Source organism: Pantoea graminicola, from assembly GCF_048452665.1.
Classification (GTDB): domain Bacteria; phylum Pseudomonadota; class Gammaproteobacteria; order Enterobacterales; family Enterobacteriaceae; genus Pantoea.
Genome location: NZ_JBLWSJ010000002.1, coordinates 615,527 through 632,157 on the forward strand (window position 1 = coordinate 615,527; position 16,631 = coordinate 632,157).

Below are 16,631 nucleotides of genomic sequence, written 5' to 3' on the forward strand. Positions count from 1 at the left end.
CATCCAGCCTGAGGGTCTATACTTTCTGGACCATTCCTGATGCCAAGGAGTCTCACATGGCTTACTGCGTTATTCCTCCCTATATCCTTCGTAAGATCATCGCTCACGGTTCCGGCCATCAGCAGGAGCAGGCGCGCCGCACCCTGACCCACGTTCAGCACCTGATGGCCGAACACTGGCAGAAGCCGGCAGTGGCAAAAACGGCCGCAGGCGGTCATGTGGATCGTGAAATTTATGATGCCCAGCGCCAGCAGACCCTGCCGGGTAAGCTGATCCGCCAGGAGGGCCAGCCGGGCAATGACGACGTGGCGGCGGATGAAGCCTGGGACTATCTGGGCGTGACCTACGATTTCTTCTGGCAGGCGTATCAGCGTAACTCGTTGGATGGTCAGGGCCTTAAGCTGCCGGGTACCATCCACTACGGTGATAAGTATCAGAACGCCTTCTGGAACGGTCAGCAGATGGTGTTTGGCGACGGAGATGGCGAGATCTTCAATCGCTTCACGATTGCGATCGATGTGGTGGCACATGAGCTGGCCCACGGCGTCACGGAAAATGAAGCCGGGCTGATCTATTTCGAGCAGGCGGGCGCGCTGAACGAATCGCTGTCCGATGTCTTTGGCTCGCTGGTGAAGCAGTTCAGTAAAAAACAGCGTGCCGATGAGGCGGACTGGATTATCGGCGAAGGTCTGCTGGCAAAAGGGATTAACGGGCGTGGCCTGCGATCCATGTCTGATCCGGGCACCGCCTATGATGACCCGATGCTGGGCAAAGACCCACAGCCTGCGCATATGGATCACTATGTGAAAACGCGCGAGGATAATGGCGGCGTGCATATCAACTCCGGCATTCCTAACCGCGCGTTCTATCTGGCGGCCACGGCGCTGGGCGGCTATGCATGGGAACAGGCGGGTTACGCCTGGTATGACACCCTGTGTGACGATGAACTCCCGCAGGATGCGGACTTCAAAACCTTTGCCCGCTTCACGGTTCAGCACGGCGAAAAACGGTTTAATCAGTCGGTCAGCGGGGCGATTGAACAGGCGTGGAAGGAGGTTGGCGTGCTATGAGTGACCTGCCCGAACTTACCGATGATGCTACCGTCGTCGTCGCACGGGAAGGCGGCATGGCTTTTATTCCGGGGCTGCGCGCCGAGCGGCGCTTTATGCTGGGCGAACTGCCTCCGCCTGAGAAGCAGCGGGTCTGTCATGCGCTGGAGCAGGCCATGCCGCTAGGAGAACCCGAGGAGAAGGCCGCACAGGTGGGCAGTGGCGACCAGCGCTATTTCCGCATTCAGATTCAGTATGCGACCCGTCGTGAGTCCGGCACCATCGTGCTGCTGATTCCGGAACAGGTGGCGCCGCCTGAACTGCAGGCGCTCTGGCGTGACGGGAAATAAAAAAAGGGCCGACAGTGTCGGCCCTTTTGCTTGCTGGTCGTTATCTGCTGTCTGGCAGCGCGTAAGCAATCACATAGTCACCCCGGTCCGGTGACTGGCGTGCGCCACCCGCTGAGATCACAATGTACTGCTTGCCATCTTTTGGCGAGACGTAGCTCATCGGACCGCCCTGACTGCCGACCGGCAGACGTGCTTTCCACACCTCTTTACCGGTTGAGGCATCAAAGGCGCGCAGATAGTAATCCTGCGTACCGGCGATGAACACCAGGCCACCCTGAGTTGCCAGCGTCCCGCCCAGCGTTGGCATACCGATTGGCATTTTCATGCGCATCTTGATGCCAAACGGACCGGTATCCTGCACCGTGCCGACCGGAACCTGCCAGACGATTTTCTGGGTTTTCATATCGATCGCTGACAGCGTACCGAATGGCGGTTTCTGACAGGGGATGCCCAGCGGTGACATGAAGCGGTTTTTGTTTACGGCATAAGGCGTGCCTTTCAGCGGAACCGCCCCCATACCGGTGTTGATCGCTTCACCACCGTTGCTGCCGCGCGCCGTGTTGCGGGTATCCGCCGGGATCATCTGCACCCACAGGCCCAGACGCATGTCATTGACGAACAGCAGATGGTTGTTCGGATCCATCGACATGCTGCCCCAGTTCATTCCCCCCAGCGAACCCGGGAAGCTCAGAGACTTGTCGGTATCCGGTACGGTGAACAGGCCGTTGTAGCGCATTGATTTGAAACCAATGCGGCATGCCAGCTGATCAAACGGCGTTGCGCCCCACATGTCAGACTCTTTCAGCGTCTGGTTGCCAATCTGCGGCATGCCGGTGGAGTGTGGCTGAGTTTTGGTGTACTGCTCGTTCGGAATATGACCCTGCGGCATCGGCAGCTCTTCGACTTTAGTCAGCGGCTTGCCGGTCATACGGTCAAGCACGAAGATCATGCCGGTTTTACCGCCAATCACCAGCGCTGGCGTGGTGCTGCCATCCTTCTGCGGGAAGTCGATCAGGCTTGGCTGCATCGGCAGGTCGAAGTCCCACAGATCGTTATGAACGGTCTGATAGACCCATTTCTCTTTGCCGGTGGTGGCATCCAGCGCCAGAACCGACGCACCATATTTGTGATCCAGTTCGGTACGGTTTGCGCCCCAGAGGTCAACCGATGAGCTGCCCATCGGAATAAACACGGTGTTCATTTCCGGGTCGTAAGACATCGGTGCCCAGGAGTTCGGCGTACTGCGGGTGTAATCTTTGCCTGGCATCAGGATCGCATTCGGATCCACGTTGCCCGGGTCAAACGCCCAGCGCATCTGGCCGGTGATGACGTCGAAGCCACGCAGGACCCCACCCGGCATGTCTGTCTGCACGTTGTCGGCAACACGACCGCCGACCACCACGGTGGTGCCCGCCAGGGTTGGCGCGGACGTCAGCTGATACTGCGGATCCGGCGCCTGACCCAGGCCCGCTTTGAGATCGACAATGCCGTGATTACCAAAGTTTTCGCAGAACTCACCGTTATCCGCGTTGATGGCAATCAGACGCGCATCGATGGTGTTCATCAGGATACGGCGCTGACAGCTGTCGCCGGCGGGCAGCATAGCGGCAGGCACCTGGGTGGAGTCAGGCTTGTCTGGCTGCTGCAGCGGTTTGGTCGCATCAAAGTAGGCCAGACCACGGCAGCGTGGCCAGACTTCCGCCTGAGCGTTGATTTCGCGTTTCCAGATCTGCTTACCGGTATTAGCTTCAACGGCGATGACGTTGTTGTGCGGCGTGCAGAGGTAAAGCGTGTTGCCGACCTGCAGAGGGGTCTGCTGATCTTCTGCACCGTTACCGGTCGGGCTGATTGGGGTATCGCCGGTGCGGAAGGTCCAGGCCACCTGCAGATCTTTCACGTTGTCGCGGGTGATCTGATCCAGCGCGACGAAGCGGCTGCCCTGAGGGGTGTTACCGTAGTTGTCCCAGTCTTTCTGCTGTTTTGCCTTATCCACCGGGATCAGCGGCAGCTCTTCGCCTGTACCTGCCACGGTCGGGTGCGGCTGGAACATCTGCACCAGGGTCACCACCATGCCGGCTGCCAGCAGCGCAGAGAAGAGATAAGCGGGTTTTGCCAGTGCGTGCTTACCTTCCTGCCTGCGCAGTGAAGGCCAGACCAGGAAGGCCAGCAGCGTCAGTCCGGCAGGCACCATCAGACGGGAGACCAGCGGCCAGAACTCCAGACCCGCGTCGAACAGCGACCAGATGAGGGTGCCGACGAAGACCAGCAGGAACAGAATCGCTGCCGACGATTTGCGGCGGAAGAACTGAATTGCGGAGAGGATCGTAACGATACCCGCAATTAAAAAGTACCAGCTGCCGCCAAGGGCGACCAGTTTGCCGCCGCCGATGGCAAAAAACAGACCGGTGGCAAGCAGCACCAGCCCTAGCAGCACGGATGCAATTCCCAGCCCCTTTCCGGAGCGGGAGGATGTTTCAGCCATAACACTTACTCTCCTGAATAAACAGAGCGACCGGACAGGACGCATCCTGACTCTGCCGCGCGATTAGCGCTGCACAGAGCGTTGCTCAGTTTCAAATCGAATATAAACAGACCCGCGTCCGTGAGTTTCTGTGGGCCGGAAGAGCATGAATTGCGCTGCCTCTCCCACGACGCGGCAGGATTGTACCACCTGGTACATTACAGAGTGAACATATACAACGCATTTGTTACGACGCAATAGCATTTTTGCTACAAAAAGGCCGCAGTAACCCGGTCCTGGCAGAGGAGAAAAAGCAGGCTCAGTGGGCCGGTAAGCGGAAAAGCAGGCGCGCGCGGGCGATCAGGCCATGTCCGTTGCGGCAGAAATAGTCCGTTGCGCCGCAGGCTCTGAGCACCTCAAGGGGCGCCTGGCACGTCGGGCAGCAGGGCTGCGCAGGAAAATGAGCGCCACAGGCAGAACAGATAAATTCACCGTCGCGGAGCAACAGCGGATGCTGACAGGTTTCACAACGCTCACACATTCTGCACCTCCGGTAGCCGGTTTCGGGCAAAAAAAGAGGGCCTGCTGGCCCTCTCCGTTTAACGCTTGTTCTTTTTCATGTGCGCCATAAGACGCTTACGCTTACGCTGCTGAGTCGGTGTCAGCAGGTTACGCTTGCCTTCATAAGGGTTTTCACCCTCTTTGAACTGAATGCGGATAGGTGTTCCCATCACGTTCAGTGATTTACGGAAGTAGTTCATCAGGTAGCGTTTGTAAGAGTCCGGCAGATCCTTAACCTGATTACCGTGGATCACCACGATAGGCGGGTTATAGCCTCCGGCGTGCGCATATTTCAGCTTCACGCGACGGCCGCGCACCAGTGGTGGCTGATGGTCATCTGCCGCCATGTTCATGATACGGGTCAGCAGCGAGGTGTTTACGCGACGGGTCGAACAGTCATAGGCTTCGGTGATCGACTCGAACAGGTTACCCACCCCGCTACCGTGCAGCGCAGAGATAAAGTGGATACGCGCGAAATCGATAAAGCCCAGACGGAAGTCCAGCGTCTCTTTGACTTCGTCACGCACTTCCTGCGACAGGCCATCCCATTTGTTGACCACAATCACCAGCGAACGGCCACTGTTGAGGATAAAGCCCAGCAGCGAGAGGTCCTGATCGGAAATACCGGCGTGGGCATCGATAACCAGCATAACCACGTTGGCATCTTCGATCGCCTGCAGCGTCTTAATGACCGAGAATTTCTCAACGGTGTCTGAGATTTTGGCACGCTTACGCACGCCTGCGGTGTCGATCAGAACGTATTCACGTTCGTCGCGCTCCATCGGAATATAGATACTGTCGCGGGTGGTGCCCGGCATGTCATAGACCACAACGCGGTCTTCACCGAGGATACGGTTAGTAAGCGTTGACTTACCTACATTCGGACGGCCAACAATCGCCAGTTTGATCGGCAGGCCCGTCGGGTCGAAGTTCTCTTCTTCCTCTGCAGCCTGCTGTTCCGCCGACTCTTCAGCGTCCAGCGCCGCCCAGTAGGCCTGGTTCTCTTCTTCTTCGGTCAGTTCGACCTGCTCAACCTTCTCCATCCACGGCAGCAGCGCCGTTTCGATCAGGCTGGTGACGCCACGACCGTGGGAGGCGGCAATCGCATGGATTTCGCCCAGGCCCAGGGAGTAGAAGTCGATTACTGCCTGATCCGGATCCAGTCCGTCCGTTTTGTTCGCCACCAGGAAGGTCGCTTTCTGACGGGAACGCAGATGTTTCGCGATTTGCTGATCGGCCGCCATCATGCCGGCACGCGCGTCAACCATAAACAGCACGACGTCCGCTTCTTCAATCGCCAGCAGTGACTGCTCAGCCATCCGCGTTTCGACGCCCTCTTCGGTGCCGTCGATACCGCCGGTATCGATAACAATAAATTCGCGCCCTTCCACTTCGGCGCGACCATATTTGCGATCGCGAGTCAGTCCAGGAAAATCCGCTACCAGCGCATCACGAGTGCGGGTTAAGCGGTTAAATAGCGTAGATTTTCCCACATTGGGACGCCCAACCAGCGCGACCACAGGTACCATAACAAAATGCCTCAATAGAAAATGAATCGCCCGAATGGCGTGATTATAACGGCTCTGGCCGTCAAGTTCAGGCTTAAGGCGCAAAGAATACCATGCCTGACTAAAAACGAAACGGCCCCTGATTAAATCAGGAGCCGTCGGAACGGAGGATTTTCCCTGCCGGACGTTTACCCGTTAGCGGGTAATCGCGTAAACCTCACCATCTTTCGACTGGATCAGCAGCTTATCGCTGGCGACCACCGGCTCGGTCTGGAAGCCTGAGCTGTCCAGTTTCTGCTGTGCGACGAAACGACCGTCGGTGGTGTTCAGCCAGTGCAGATAGCCTTCGCTGTCGCCGACCACCAGATAGCCGTTGTAGAGCACTGGTGAGGTCAGGTTGCGATGCAGCAGATCGCTCTGACGCCAGATCGCCACGCCGCCGTCAGCATTCAGTGCGATCACACGGTCGTCCTGATCCACCAGGTAGATGCGGCCCGCATCGACAATCAGATCCTTCACGCCGCCAATTTCGCGTTTCCACAAAATCTGACCGGAACGCAGATCCAGTGCCGTCAGGTTGCCATTGTAAGCCAGCGCGTAAACCACCCCGTTGACGATCACCGGCGTCGTATCGACATCATTAAGACGGTCAATCTCTGTGGCGCCGCTCACCTGAGAAATCCGCTGCTGCCAGATCAGCTGACCCTGGTTCATCACAACCGCACTGACGCGTCCGTTGTCACCCCCCACAATAGCGCCGCCAAATGCGACCGCAGGGGCAGACTCACCGCGCAGAGACAGCGCTGGCATATCCAGGTTGACGCTCCACTTCACGGCACCGCTGCTCTGGTCCAGACCCTGCAGCATACCGTTGCTGGTGTGAATCAGCACCAGGCCATCGCTGACCACCGGACGCGACAGCGCTTCACCGGCGACTTTGGTCTGCCAGGCCAGGCTGCCATCACTGCTGTTCAGGGCATAAACCTGTCCGCGTTCGCTGCCGACATAGACGCGGTCGCCATCTGCCGTCAGGCCGCCAGATAACAGCGCGGAACGATTTTTCGAAAAGAAGCCGGTTTTCTCAGAGAGATCGACCTTCCATTTTTCTTTACCGTCTGCGGCATCCAGTGCTTTGACAATACCAAAGCGGTCAGCAGCGTAAACCGTGCTGTCCTGCCAGGCAGGATGCAGGTTTGAGTAGAAATCACCGACGCCATCGCCTACCGAGGTGCTCCACACTTTCTGTGGCGTGAACTGATTTTCCACCTGAGGCAACGGGGCCATTTTCACTACATCTTCTTCGCCGCTAAACAGCGAACAACCGCTGAGCAAAGTGACTGAAATCAGTCCCGGCAGCAGGTATTTACGTAATTCCATGCGCTCTCTCTTGACTGGCTTAGCTTAAGTTATTCATCTTCATCTGCATCATTTGCTTCAGTGCCGGAGAGGCGTCAGACTCCACCCCTTTACTCCAGGCATCGCGCGCGCCCTGCCTGTCGCCTTTAGTCAGCAGCGCTTCGCCGCGGATGTCGGCCACAATGGCTGTCCAGCCATCACCCTTCACACCGTCAAGGGTCTTAAGCGCCGCGTCCGCCTGATTCTGTTGCAGTTGAATGCGTGCCAGGCGCAGGTTAATCACCGCCTGCAGATTGGCATCTTTGGTATCTTTCAGTCCGTTTTGCAGCAGCGTTGCGGCCTTATCAAGCTGACCGGCGTCGACATACTGCTTTGCCAGATCCATCGCGGCCAGCGCACCGTAAGTGTTGCTGTTTTCGCTGGCAAAACGGTTAACGGCTTCCAGCGTCTCAGGTTTGTCCGCCTGCATGGCGGTGGTGAGCTGCTGATACTCTGCGGAGACTGTCTTCGCCGTATCGTCCTGATGACTGCTCCAGTAACGCCAGCCCCCCAGCGCAGCAATGCCGATTACCACGCCAATGGCTAACGCTTTCCCATTGTTGGCAAAAAAGTTGCGCAGCGCTTCAGTCTGCTCGTTTTCATTGCTATACACTTCCACGCAATCCTTCTCCTTTCTATGGTTGGTGCTGCGTCACGCTTACTGTAACAGCGAACGTAATACAGCAGCAGCCTCTGCCTGATCCCGCGTTTGCTGCTCGCCACGGCGCAGATCTTTAATCACGACCTGACCCGCTTTGACTTCATCCTCGCCTAACACCAGCGCGACGCGCGCGCCCCACTTGTCAGCACGGGCAAACTGTTTTTTGAAGTTGCCGCCGCCGAAGTTTGTCATCAGCCGCAGTTCCGGCGCTTCGTCGCGCAGTTTCTCAGCCAGCTGCATCGCAGCAGACTGCACGCCCTGACCGGAAGCGATTACATAGACATCCACATTGCTCGTCGGTTCAAATTCCGGGTTAACGGCCTGAACCAGCAGCACCAGCCGCTCCATTCCCATCGCGAAACCTACGGCTGGCGTGGCGCGACCGCCGAGCTGCTCGACCAGGCCATCGTAGCGGCCGCCGCCGCAGACCGTGCCCTGAGAACCCAGGCTATCGGTGACCCACTCGATCACGGTGCGATTATAATAGTCCAGCCCGCGCACCAGACGCTGATTGACGGTATAGCCGATGCCGGCATCGTCCAGCAGGGCACACAGGCCGCTGAAGTGTTCGCGGGATTCGTCATCCAGATAGTCGCCAAGCTGCGGCGCATCGTTCAGCAGTTGCTGAATCTCAGGATTTTTGCTGTCGAGCACGCGCATCGGATTGCTGTACATGCGGCGTTTGCAATCCTCATCCAGCGACGCTTTATGCTGTTCCAGAAACGCGACCAGCGCGTCACGATAGTGCGCGCGCGCTTCCAGCGAACCGATAGAGTTCAGTTCCAGACGGACATGATCGGCGATCCCAAGCGCTTTCCACCAGCGGGCGTTCAACATGATCAGTTCCGCATCGATATCCGGTCCCTGCAGACCAAAGACTTCCACGCCGATCTGGTAGAACTGGCGATAGCGGCCTTTCTGCGGACGCTCATAGCGGAACATCGGCCCCATATACCAGAGACGCTGCTCCTGGTTATAGAGTAAGCCGTGTTCAATACCGGCGCGCACACAGCCTGCGGTCCCTTCCGGGCGCAGCGTCAGGCTTTCGCCGTTGCGGTCCTCGAAGGTGTACATCTCTTTTTCAACCACATCGGTGACTTCACCGATGGCGCGTTTAAACAGTGGTGTTTGCTCCACCAGCGGTAAGCGAATTTCGCTGTAACCGTAGCTCGCCAGCGTCTGCTTGAGCACGCCTTCAATCCGTTGCCAGAGGGCCGTATCCGCAGGCAGGTAGTCGTTCATCCCGCGAATCGCCTGAATATTCTTCGCCACGTTAAAATCTCTTAATGCAAAAAAACCTGTCCGGCATCATACCTTATGAGGATGAAACCGCACAGGTTCAGTCAAAAAAGTCACGTACGCAGGCCGCGCACGCCATTATTTTTCCAGATGCTGCACGTCGATACGGCGGCTGGCATCCAGCATCGACGCTTTGGCACGGATACGCGCTTCCAGCTGGTCGATCATATTGTCGTTGTCGAGGCGATCGCGCTGACGCACGCCATCCTCGTAGAAGCCGCTCTTCTTACTGCCGCCGGTCACGCCCAGCGTCGAGAGGGTCGCTTCGCCCGGTCCGTTGACCACACAGCCGATGATAGAGACATCCATCGGGGTGATCAGATCTTCCAGACGCTGCTCCAGCGCGTTGACCGTGCCGATCACGTCGAACTCCTGACGTGAGCAGGTCGGACAGGCGATGAAGTTAATGCCGCGGGAACGGATGCGCAGTGACTTGAGAATATCGAAGCCGACTTTGACCTCTTCGACCGGATCGGCCGCCAGCGAGATACGCAGCGTATCGCCGATGCCTTCGGAAAGCAGCAGGCCGAGTCCGATCGCGGATTTCACCGCACCGGCACGCGCGCCGCCCGCTTCGGTAATGCCGAGATGCAGCGGCTGTTCGATCTGCTTCGCCAGCAGACGATAGGATTCGACGGCCAGGAAGACGTCAGACGCTTTTACGCTGACTTTAAACTGGTCGAAGTTAAGGCGGTCAAGATGGTCGACGTGGCGCATGGCGGATTCCAGCAGCGCCTGCGGGGTCGGTTCGCCATACTTTTCCTGCAGATCTTTTTCCAGCGAACCGGCGTTAACGCCAATCCGGATAGGAATATTTTTGTCGCGTGCGCAGTCGACGACCATGCGGATGCGCTCATTGTTCCCGATATTACCGGGATTGATGCGCAGACAGTCGACGCCATACTCAGCCACTTTCAGGGCGATGCGGTAGTCAAAATGAATATCTGCCACCAGCGGCACGTTTACCTGCTGCTTGATCAGCCTGAATGCTTCTGCGGCATCCATGGTAGGCACCGAGACACGCACGATGTCGACACCGACGCGCTCAAGGGCTTTGATCTGATTTACCGTCGCTTCCACGTCCGTGGTGCGGGTGTTGGTCATCGACTGAACAGCGATTGGGGCGCCGTCACCGACCGGCACCTTGCCGACGTAAATACGTTTAGATTTACGACGGATAATGGGTGCTTCGTTATGCATATATTTCTTCTCCACAATTGCCCGGTACAGAATACGCTGTTATTGCGCACCCAATGTCAGGCGAGCAACCTGGTTATTACGGATAAAACGACTTAAATCAACGGGCTGATTCTGATATTGCACCTGAACCGCCGATGGCGCGCCAATTTTCAGACGATACGGAGGTGTTCCTGCCAGGCTGAGTTTACCACCACTGCGCTGCGTGCCGCTGAACAGTTTTTTGCCGGTGGCATCGCTGACTTCCAGCCAGCAGTCCGCAGTGAAGGTCATCACGACCGCATTCGGGTCAGCTGCAGGTTCACTGACTGCGGCAGCTCCGACGGGCATCTGAGAGGCGGTGCCGGTGCTGCTGGTCGCAGCAGGCGCTGCCGCCGTATTCTCTGTCGGTGCCTGGCTCGGCGACACCACAGTGTTGCTGGCCGCATCCGGCTGAGTAGTGGCGGTGCTGTTGCTGGCGCTGGCAGCCGGTGCCGCCGTGGCAGGCGTGCTGGCTGCTGCACTGTTGTCGCTGTTGGCGCTGTTGCTTTCGTCAGGCGCCGCCGGGGTCGCGCTGTCACCGCTGGTTTCACCCAGCGGAATAGACTGGCTGTTATCTCCGCTGCCGTTCTGATCGGTCACTGACACCAGATCATCCTGTGACGCCTTGTGGTTCTGCCACCACCAGGCACCGGTCAGCCCCACGACAACAAACAGCACCAGCCAGGTGAAAATCATCAGCCAGCCATCGCGTTTTTTGCGGCGCTTGCCCAGGGAGAAACTTTGCATGGGCGCAATTTTGGCTGCCCGGACCGGCGTCTGTTTCGCCATCATCGGCAGCAGTTCCTCTTCAGGAATGTGCACCAGACGCGCATAGGAGCGGATGTAACCGCGCAAAAACGTCGAGGCGAGATCGACAGGTGATTTATCTTCCTCGATATCACGCACGGTGGTCAGTTTCAGGCACAGGCGTTCAGCAACGTTCTGCTGCGTCAGCCCCATCTGCTCACGAGCCAGACGCAGGCGTTCGCCTGTAGAGTGTAATGCAGAGTTTTCTTGAGTGGCTTCAGTATTCATTAGCTAAATAACGCTGGTACTGTATCGATTGCGGAAAACGTCGCGCTAACTGGTCGCCATAACGTAAAACGTCAGCGGCATTTCCCTGTAGCGCGGCGAAACGTAAGTGTAACGCCAGACTTCGTGCCGTTTCAGGCAGCGAGTGCTGGTAAACGTCGAGCAAAACCGGCACGGTTGTCAGATGGTTATCACTCATCTGCTTTTCAGCTTCAGCCAGCAACGCGTCCGCCTTGCGACGGTCTGCTTCAATGGCCAGCCGTAGCGTCCTGCGGGCTGCGGCATATTCGCCAGCCTGCAGATAACAATATCCTGCCAGCTCAAGCGCGTCATTACGTGCATCAGACTGCTGTGCTGCTCTTGCCCGACTAAACTGTTGATGCGCTTCATCATACTGCCTTAAAGCGCAGAGAAACGCACCGTAATTGTTAGCGACGAAACCATTATCCGGCGCCTGCTGCTGTGCCAGTATAAAGCGAGCCTGCGCCGCTGTCTGATTCCCCTGCGCCTGTGCCAGTCGAGCCAGCGCAAGCGAGACCCGGTAATCCCCGGGAGCGGCGGCCTGCGCACGCAGGAAGTTTCGCTCTGCGGCGGCGTAGTCGCCCCCGGCCAGATAGTGCATGCCGAGTTGCAGACGCACCTCTGCAGCGCCGGGTTGATGAGGCTGACTGACACACCCGCTTACAACTAACAGCGCCAGCAGTAATCCGTTACGCATAATCGTTTCCCTACGGTTGACGTTCACAGGCAGCAGCCTGCCACGCGTTATCCCGTCAGGAAACGTCTGAGATTACGCTTCTAGAGCGCCTTCACAGAGATGGCTTCACCCGCCATCTTTTTCCGCATGGTCCGCTTGGTACGGTCGATGACCTCTCCGGCTAACTGACCGCAGGCAGCATCAATGTCGTCGCCTCGGGTTTTGCGCACGATGGTGGTAAAACCGTAGTCCATCAGGACCTTGGAGAAACGATCGATGCGGCTGTTGGAGCTACGGCCATACGGCGCGCCCGGGAAGGGGTTCCAGGGAATCAGGTTGATTTTACACGGTGTTTCTTTCAGTAATGCGGCAAGTTCATGCGCATCATCTGTGCTGTCATTAACATGATCCAGCAACACGTACTCAATCGTTACGCGACCCTGATTGGCGTTGGATTTGCCGATGTAGCGTTTTACCGCCGCCAGGAAGGTTTCGATATTGTACTTTTTGTTGATCGGTACGATATCGTCACGCAGTTTGTCGTTAGGCGCGTGCAGGGAGATCGCCAGCGCGACATCAATCATATCGCCCAGTTTATCCAGGGCAGGCACCACGCCAGAGGTGGAGAGGGTCACACGACGCTTCGACAGACCAAATCCGAAGTCATCCAGCATGATCTCCATCGCCGGAACCACGTTGTTGAGGTTGAGCAGTGGCTCGCCCATGCCCATCATCACAACGTTAGTGATAGGACGCTGGCCGGTGATTTTAGCTGCGCCGACAATCTTCGCCGCGCGCCACACCTGACCAATAATTTCTGACACCCGCAGGTTACGGTTAAAGCCCTGCTGTGCGGTCGAACAGAATTTACACTCCAGTGCACATCCAACCTGGGAAGAGACGCAGAGCGTGGCGCGGTCTCCTTCCGGGATGTAGACCGTTTCCACCAGCTGATCGCCCACGCGAATCGCCCATTTAATGGTGCCGTCGGTGGAGCGCATCTCTTCCGCCACTTCTGGCGCGCGGATCTCCGTCAGTTCCATCAGCCGGTTACGCAGCTTTTTATTAATGTCGGTCATCTGCTCGAAATCGTCGCAGCAGTAGTGATAGATCCACTTCATGACCTGGTCAGCGCGGAACGGCTTTTCGCCCAGCGACTGGAAGAATTCGCGCATCTGCTGACGGTTGAGATCGAGCAGGTTGATTTTCTGGCTTTTCGGGGAAACGACAATGGGGGATGCGGACGCGGACGTCACAATCTGTTCGGACATAATATTCTCTGGCCTCGTTGTTACACGTTATGGCGCTGTTCAGGGATAGGTGAAAAAATTGCGCCTTCATTAAGCGGAGTCAATGAAGGCGCAATATTGTACAACATCTGCGGCCTGATAACAGGCGGGAGTCACCTCCCCCAGGCAGATTTTTGTAAAGCCGCTGTAACGTTTATCGCCAGGCGATTAACGGGTACGTGGGCAGATTTCGTTTTCGCCGAAGAAGTAGGCGATTTCGCGGGCCGCGGATTCAGCAGAATCTGAACCGTGGGTCGCGTTTTCGGTGAAGCTGTCAGCGTAGTCAGCACGCAGTGTGCCAGCCAGTGCGTTTGCCGGGTTAGTGGCACCCATCAGGTCGCGGTGACGCTGAACGGCATTTTCACCTTCCAGCACGGAAACAACAACCGGGCCAGAGGTCATGAATTCAACCAGGCCATCGAAGAATGGCTTGCCCTGGTGCTCAGCGTAAAAACCTTCAGCCTGCTCTTTGCTCAGCTGCAGCATTTTTGCGCCAACGATTTTGAAGCCTGCGCTCTCAAAACGGTTGTAGATAGCACCAATCACGTTTTTAGCGACGGCGTTTGGCTTGATGATAGAAAAAGTACGTTCGATTGCCATGATGACCTCTGTCTTGACGTTCTGAAGAAACCGGTGGCATCCGCCCCGGTTAAGAAACGGCGCCGATTATAGGGGCTGAGTCCGGCATTGCCTATCAGAGATCCCTAATTTGGTGAAAATTCTTGATCTGAGTCGAAGCAGAGGCGCCAATATTATGATTTAGCGCAAAAAATCGTCAATCCCGCCGGAAAGTGACCGAGACCACGCCCCCCTCTTCATCCATCACCACCAGCTGATATTCACCGGGTCGATCGAGCGGCAGCGCCAGGTGTGTGGCGGCGTCCTGCGTCACCAGCGGTTCACCATTCAGAAACCACCAGCGCCGTGTGCCCTGCCCGCCCTGTACCGCAACCGGGATAGTCAGCGAACCTCTGCCCGGCAGCGGTCTGACGATCTGTCCCTCCGTCACGCCGGTGACGATCAGCGGTGCGCCACTGCCCTGCTGTAACGGCGGACAGCGCATATCCACCGGCGGCAGGCGCTGTGCGCGCCGCTCCTGAGGCGGCAGCCAGGCCTCCAGCGGCAGCGGCCAGACCAGCAGTTCGTGGCGGGTCGCATCGGGGCAATCGGCGGCCACGCGCAGCCCCTGCCGGTTCTGCCAGTAGCTCAGGTGCAATCCGCTGAGGCTCTCCTGCCCGGCAGCCAGCAGCGTGGGCGGCAGTGTTCCGGCGGCGACCCAGCTCTGCCGGCGCTGCCGACAGTTTTCATCCCCGTCGGGCAGCGGCTGACCGCCAGGCCAGCAGATAGTCGCCACCGTTACCGTCGCCGGGCGCGGATCGACCGGAACATCCCGCCGGTTAAGGCGGCTCATCAGCAGGCTGTTGATCTGATTCATCACGGGCACGGCAGAGGCAAAACCGAACTGTCCGGCGACGGGCGTGGCATCCGGTCGCCCGACCCAGACGCCGATCAGATAGCGGGGATTGATGCCCACCGACCAGGCATCGCGATAGCCATAACTGGTGCCGGTTTTCCAGGCCAGAGGCACCACGTCGGGGGCGATGCCACTGGCCGCAGGCTGGGCTTCACCAGCCAGAATACGCCGGATGATCCACGCCGATTCCGGCGACAGCAGCGGCCGCTGCTGCAAGGGTTGATCGGGCATCCAGCGCAGCTGAGCGGCGTAGCCGTGGCGGGCAAAGGCGCTGTAGGCCGCCACAAGCTCATCCATGCGCGCGCCGGTGCCGCCCAGAATCAGCGAAAGATTCGGTTCGGCGCCAGATGGAAAACGTAACGGCAGACCGACATTGCGCAGGCGCGCTGTAACATTCTTCGGTCCCAGCGCCTCCAGCAGCTGAACAGCGGGGAGATTCAGGGATCGGACCAGCGCATCACTGGCGCTGACCGGCCCGTGAAAGCCGGTGTCGAAGTTGCCGGGCCGGTAATCGCCGAAGCGACGAGGCACATCCTGCAGCAGCGATTCGGCATGGATCAGCCCCTCATCCAGCGCCATGCCGTAAACAAAGGGTTTTAACACCGAGCCGGGCGACCGCACGCTGGCGATCATATCGACATGACCAAACCGGCTGTCATCGCTGAAATCAGCCGAGCCCACGTAGCCGCGCACCGCCATCGTGGTGTGATCGACCACCAGCATCGCCAGCGAGGTGCGTGGCGGGAGCTGATTTTTAACATTCAGCGCCAGGTTTTCCAGTTCACGCTGCAGGGCGGGATCGAGCGTAGAGACAATCTTGTCGCGGTGACTGACGGACAGCAGTCGCCGGGCCAGCAGCGGCGCCATCTGCGGCATCTGGCGCGGCGGCAACCAGACCGGCTCCTGACGGATTTCGGCGACCTGTCCGGCAGACCAGATGTGATACTCCGCCAGCCGATCCAGCACTTTGTTGCGGGCGGCCTCCGCCCTGTCGGGCCAGCGGTCGGGGCGCAGGCGGCTGGGCGCCTGGGGCAGGACGGCCAGCAGCGCCGCCTCGCCCGGCGTCAGCTGCGACGGCGCTTTTCCGAGCCAGCTCCAGCTGGCCGCCCCCACACCCTCCAGCGTGCCACCAAAGGGGGCGCGGTTCAGGTAGAGCGTCAGGATGTCACGTTTGGAGAGATGCCACTCCAGCTGCAGCGCCCGCCACGCCTGAATCAGCTTGCCGCGCAGCGTCCGGGGTTGCGGATCGATCAAACGCGCCACCTGCATCGTCAGCGTACTGCCGCCAGAAATGACGCTCTGATGACGCAGATCCTGCCAGGCGGCACGGAGCAGCGCCAGCGGATTGATGCCAGGGTGATACCAGAACCAGCGATCTTCATAGGTGAGCAGCGCCTGCAGATAGGCCGGTGCGACCTCCTCCGGCGTTACCGGATAACGCCAGATCCCGTTGCCGTCGGCAAAACGCCATAATGGCGTACCGTCGCTGGCCACCACTACCCGCGCGGGCTGCACCTGCTTAAGCGGCAGCGGGAACAGACGATCCAGCCCCCAGACCGCCAGCCACAGCATCAGGAAAAAAAGCGGCAGCGCGAGCCACCGCCTGTTGAGGCGACTGCGTTTTATCACAGGTCCCG

Annotated in this window: 14 protein-coding genes; 2 read left to right on the forward strand and 12 right to left on the reverse strand. The window is 58.4% G+C overall.

Annotated elements, in window-relative coordinates; translation table 11 throughout:
* The first annotated feature begins 56 nt into the window (after nucleotides 1-56).
* Both ACNY69_RS06885 and ACNY69_RS06890 read left to right on the forward strand, forming a co-directional pair.
* The gene (locus ACNY69_RS06885) at nucleotides 57-1,070 is read left to right on the forward strand and encodes a M4 family metallopeptidase (protein WP_111139158.1); all 1,014 of its coding nucleotides are present in this window, start codon (nucleotides 57-59) and stop codon (nucleotides 1,068-1,070) included.
* Nucleotides 1,067-1,399 carry a protealysin inhibitor emfourin gene (locus tag ACNY69_RS06890; protein WP_111139157.1) on the forward strand — a complete coding sequence of 111 codons (333 nt, stop codon included), beginning with the start codon at nucleotides 1,067-1,069 and terminating at the stop codon, nucleotides 1,397-1,399. Before ACNY69_RS06885 ends, ACNY69_RS06890 begins: the two co-directional genes overlap by 4 nt.
* Nucleotides 1,400-1,439: 40 nt before the next feature.
* Here ACNY69_RS06890 and ACNY69_RS06895 read toward each other — a convergent pair whose 3' ends face one another.
* From ACNY69_RS06895 to pbpC, 12 genes are all read right to left on the reverse strand, one after another.
* Entirely contained in the window at nucleotides 1,440-3,881 is a 2,442-nt protein-coding gene (locus ACNY69_RS06895) for a glucose/quinate/shikimate family membrane-bound PQQ-dependent dehydrogenase (protein WP_418797688.1), read from the reverse strand.
* A gap of 298 nt (nucleotides 3,882-4,179) precedes the next feature.
* On the reverse strand, nucleotides 4,180-4,401 hold the full coding sequence (locus ACNY69_RS06900; RefSeq protein WP_293772910.1) for a zinc ribbon domain-containing protein: 222 nt from the start codon (nucleotides 4,399-4,401) through the stop codon (nucleotides 4,180-4,182).
* Nucleotides 4,402-4,459: 58 nt separating this feature from the next.
* The gene (gene der / locus ACNY69_RS06905) at nucleotides 4,460-5,950 is read right to left on the reverse strand and encodes a ribosome biogenesis GTPase Der (RefSeq protein WP_293772913.1); all 1,491 of its coding nucleotides are present in this window, start codon (nucleotides 5,948-5,950) and stop codon (nucleotides 4,460-4,462) included.
* Between the two features lie 174 nt (nucleotides 5,951-6,124).
* Nucleotides 6,125-7,306: an outer membrane protein assembly factor BamB gene (bamB, locus tag ACNY69_RS06910; RefSeq protein WP_111139154.1), complete on the reverse strand. Its 1,182-nt coding sequence runs from the start codon at nucleotides 7,304-7,306 to the stop codon at nucleotides 6,125-6,127.
* 19 nt (nucleotides 7,307-7,325) lie between these two features.
* Nucleotides 7,326-7,943, reverse strand: a complete 618-nt coding sequence (locus ACNY69_RS06915; RefSeq protein ID WP_111139153.1) for a YfgM family protein — start codon at nucleotides 7,941-7,943, stop codon at nucleotides 7,326-7,328.
* A 39-nt stretch (nucleotides 7,944-7,982) separates the two neighbouring features.
* Complete coding sequence (hisS, locus tag ACNY69_RS06920; RefSeq protein WP_111139152.1) at nucleotides 7,983-9,257, reverse strand: histidine--tRNA ligase; 1,275 nt, start codon at nucleotides 9,255-9,257, stop codon at nucleotides 7,983-7,985.
* Nucleotides 9,258-9,362: 105 nt separating this feature from the next.
* Complete coding sequence (gene ispG / locus ACNY69_RS06925; protein WP_111139151.1) at nucleotides 9,363-10,484, reverse strand: flavodoxin-dependent (E)-4-hydroxy-3-methylbut-2-enyl-diphosphate synthase; 1,122 nt, start codon at nucleotides 10,482-10,484, stop codon at nucleotides 9,363-9,365.
* 39 nt (nucleotides 10,485-10,523) lie between these two features.
* Nucleotides 10,524-11,537, reverse strand: a complete 1,014-nt coding sequence (rodZ, locus tag ACNY69_RS06930; protein WP_293772922.1) for a cytoskeleton protein RodZ — start codon at nucleotides 11,535-11,537, stop codon at nucleotides 10,524-10,526.
* The gene (pilW, locus tag ACNY69_RS06935; protein WP_111139149.1) at nucleotides 11,527-12,252 is read right to left on the reverse strand and encodes a type IV pilus biogenesis/stability protein PilW; all 726 of its coding nucleotides are present in this window, start codon (nucleotides 12,250-12,252) and stop codon (nucleotides 11,527-11,529) included. Before pilW ends, rodZ begins: the two co-directional genes overlap by 11 nt.
* Nucleotides 12,253-12,332: 80 nt before the next feature.
* A complete protein-coding gene (rlmN, locus tag ACNY69_RS06940) occupies nucleotides 12,333-13,502 on the reverse strand; it encodes a dual-specificity RNA methyltransferase RlmN (protein ID WP_111139148.1) in 1,170 nt (389 codons plus the stop codon).
* A 186-nt stretch (nucleotides 13,503-13,688) separates the two neighbouring features.
* Nucleotides 13,689-14,120, reverse strand: coding sequence for a nucleoside-diphosphate kinase (gene ndk, locus ACNY69_RS06945; protein WP_003848684.1), 432 nt, complete (start codon nucleotides 14,118-14,120; stop codon nucleotides 13,689-13,691).
* Between the two features lie 175 nt (nucleotides 14,121-14,295).
* Nucleotides 14,296-16,623: a peptidoglycan glycosyltransferase PbpC gene (pbpC, locus tag ACNY69_RS06950; protein WP_418797692.1), complete on the reverse strand. Its 2,328-nt coding sequence runs from the start codon at nucleotides 16,621-16,623 to the stop codon at nucleotides 14,296-14,298.
* Between the last annotated feature and the right edge of the window lie 8 nt (nucleotides 16,624-16,631).

Excerpts from the sequence above, each read along its gene's own strand:
- ndk (WP_003848684.1), bottom strand. The coding sequence starts at position 14,120 with ATGGCAATCGAACGTACTTTTTCTATCATCAAGCCAAACGCCGTCGCT.
- ACNY69_RS06890 (WP_111139157.1), top strand. The coding sequence starts at position 1,067 with ATGAGTGACCTGCCCGAACTTACCGATGATGCTACCGTCGTCGTCGCA.
- der (WP_293772913.1), bottom strand. The coding sequence starts at position 5,950 with ATGGTACCTGTGGTCGCGCTGGTTGGGCGTCCCAATGTGGGAAAATCT.
- rodZ (WP_293772922.1), bottom strand. The coding sequence starts at position 11,537 with ATGAATACTGAAGCCACTCAAGAAAACTCTGCATTACACTCTACAGGC.
- ACNY69_RS06885 (WP_111139158.1), top strand. The coding sequence starts at position 57 with ATGGCTTACTGCGTTATTCCTCCCTATATCCTTCGTAAGATCATCGCT.
- bamB (WP_111139154.1), bottom strand. The coding sequence starts at position 7,306 with ATGGAATTACGTAAATACCTGCTGCCGGGACTGATTTCAGTCACTTTG.
- ispG (WP_111139151.1), bottom strand. The coding sequence starts at position 10,484 with ATGCATAACGAAGCACCCATTATCCGTCGTAAATCTAAACGTATTTAC.
- rlmN (WP_111139148.1), bottom strand. The coding sequence starts at position 13,502 with ATGTCCGAACAGATTGTGACGTCCGCGTCCGCATCCCCCATTGTCGTT.
- ACNY69_RS06895 (WP_418797688.1), bottom strand. The coding sequence starts at position 3,881 with ATGGCTGAAACATCCTCCCGCTCCGGAAAGGGGCTGGGAATTGCATCC.
- ACNY69_RS06900 (WP_293772910.1), bottom strand. The coding sequence starts at position 4,401 with ATGTGTGAGCGTTGTGAAACCTGTCAGCATCCGCTGTTGCTCCGCGAC.
- pilW (WP_111139149.1), bottom strand. The coding sequence starts at position 12,252 with ATGCGTAACGGATTACTGCTGGCGCTGTTAGTTGTAAGCGGGTGTGTC.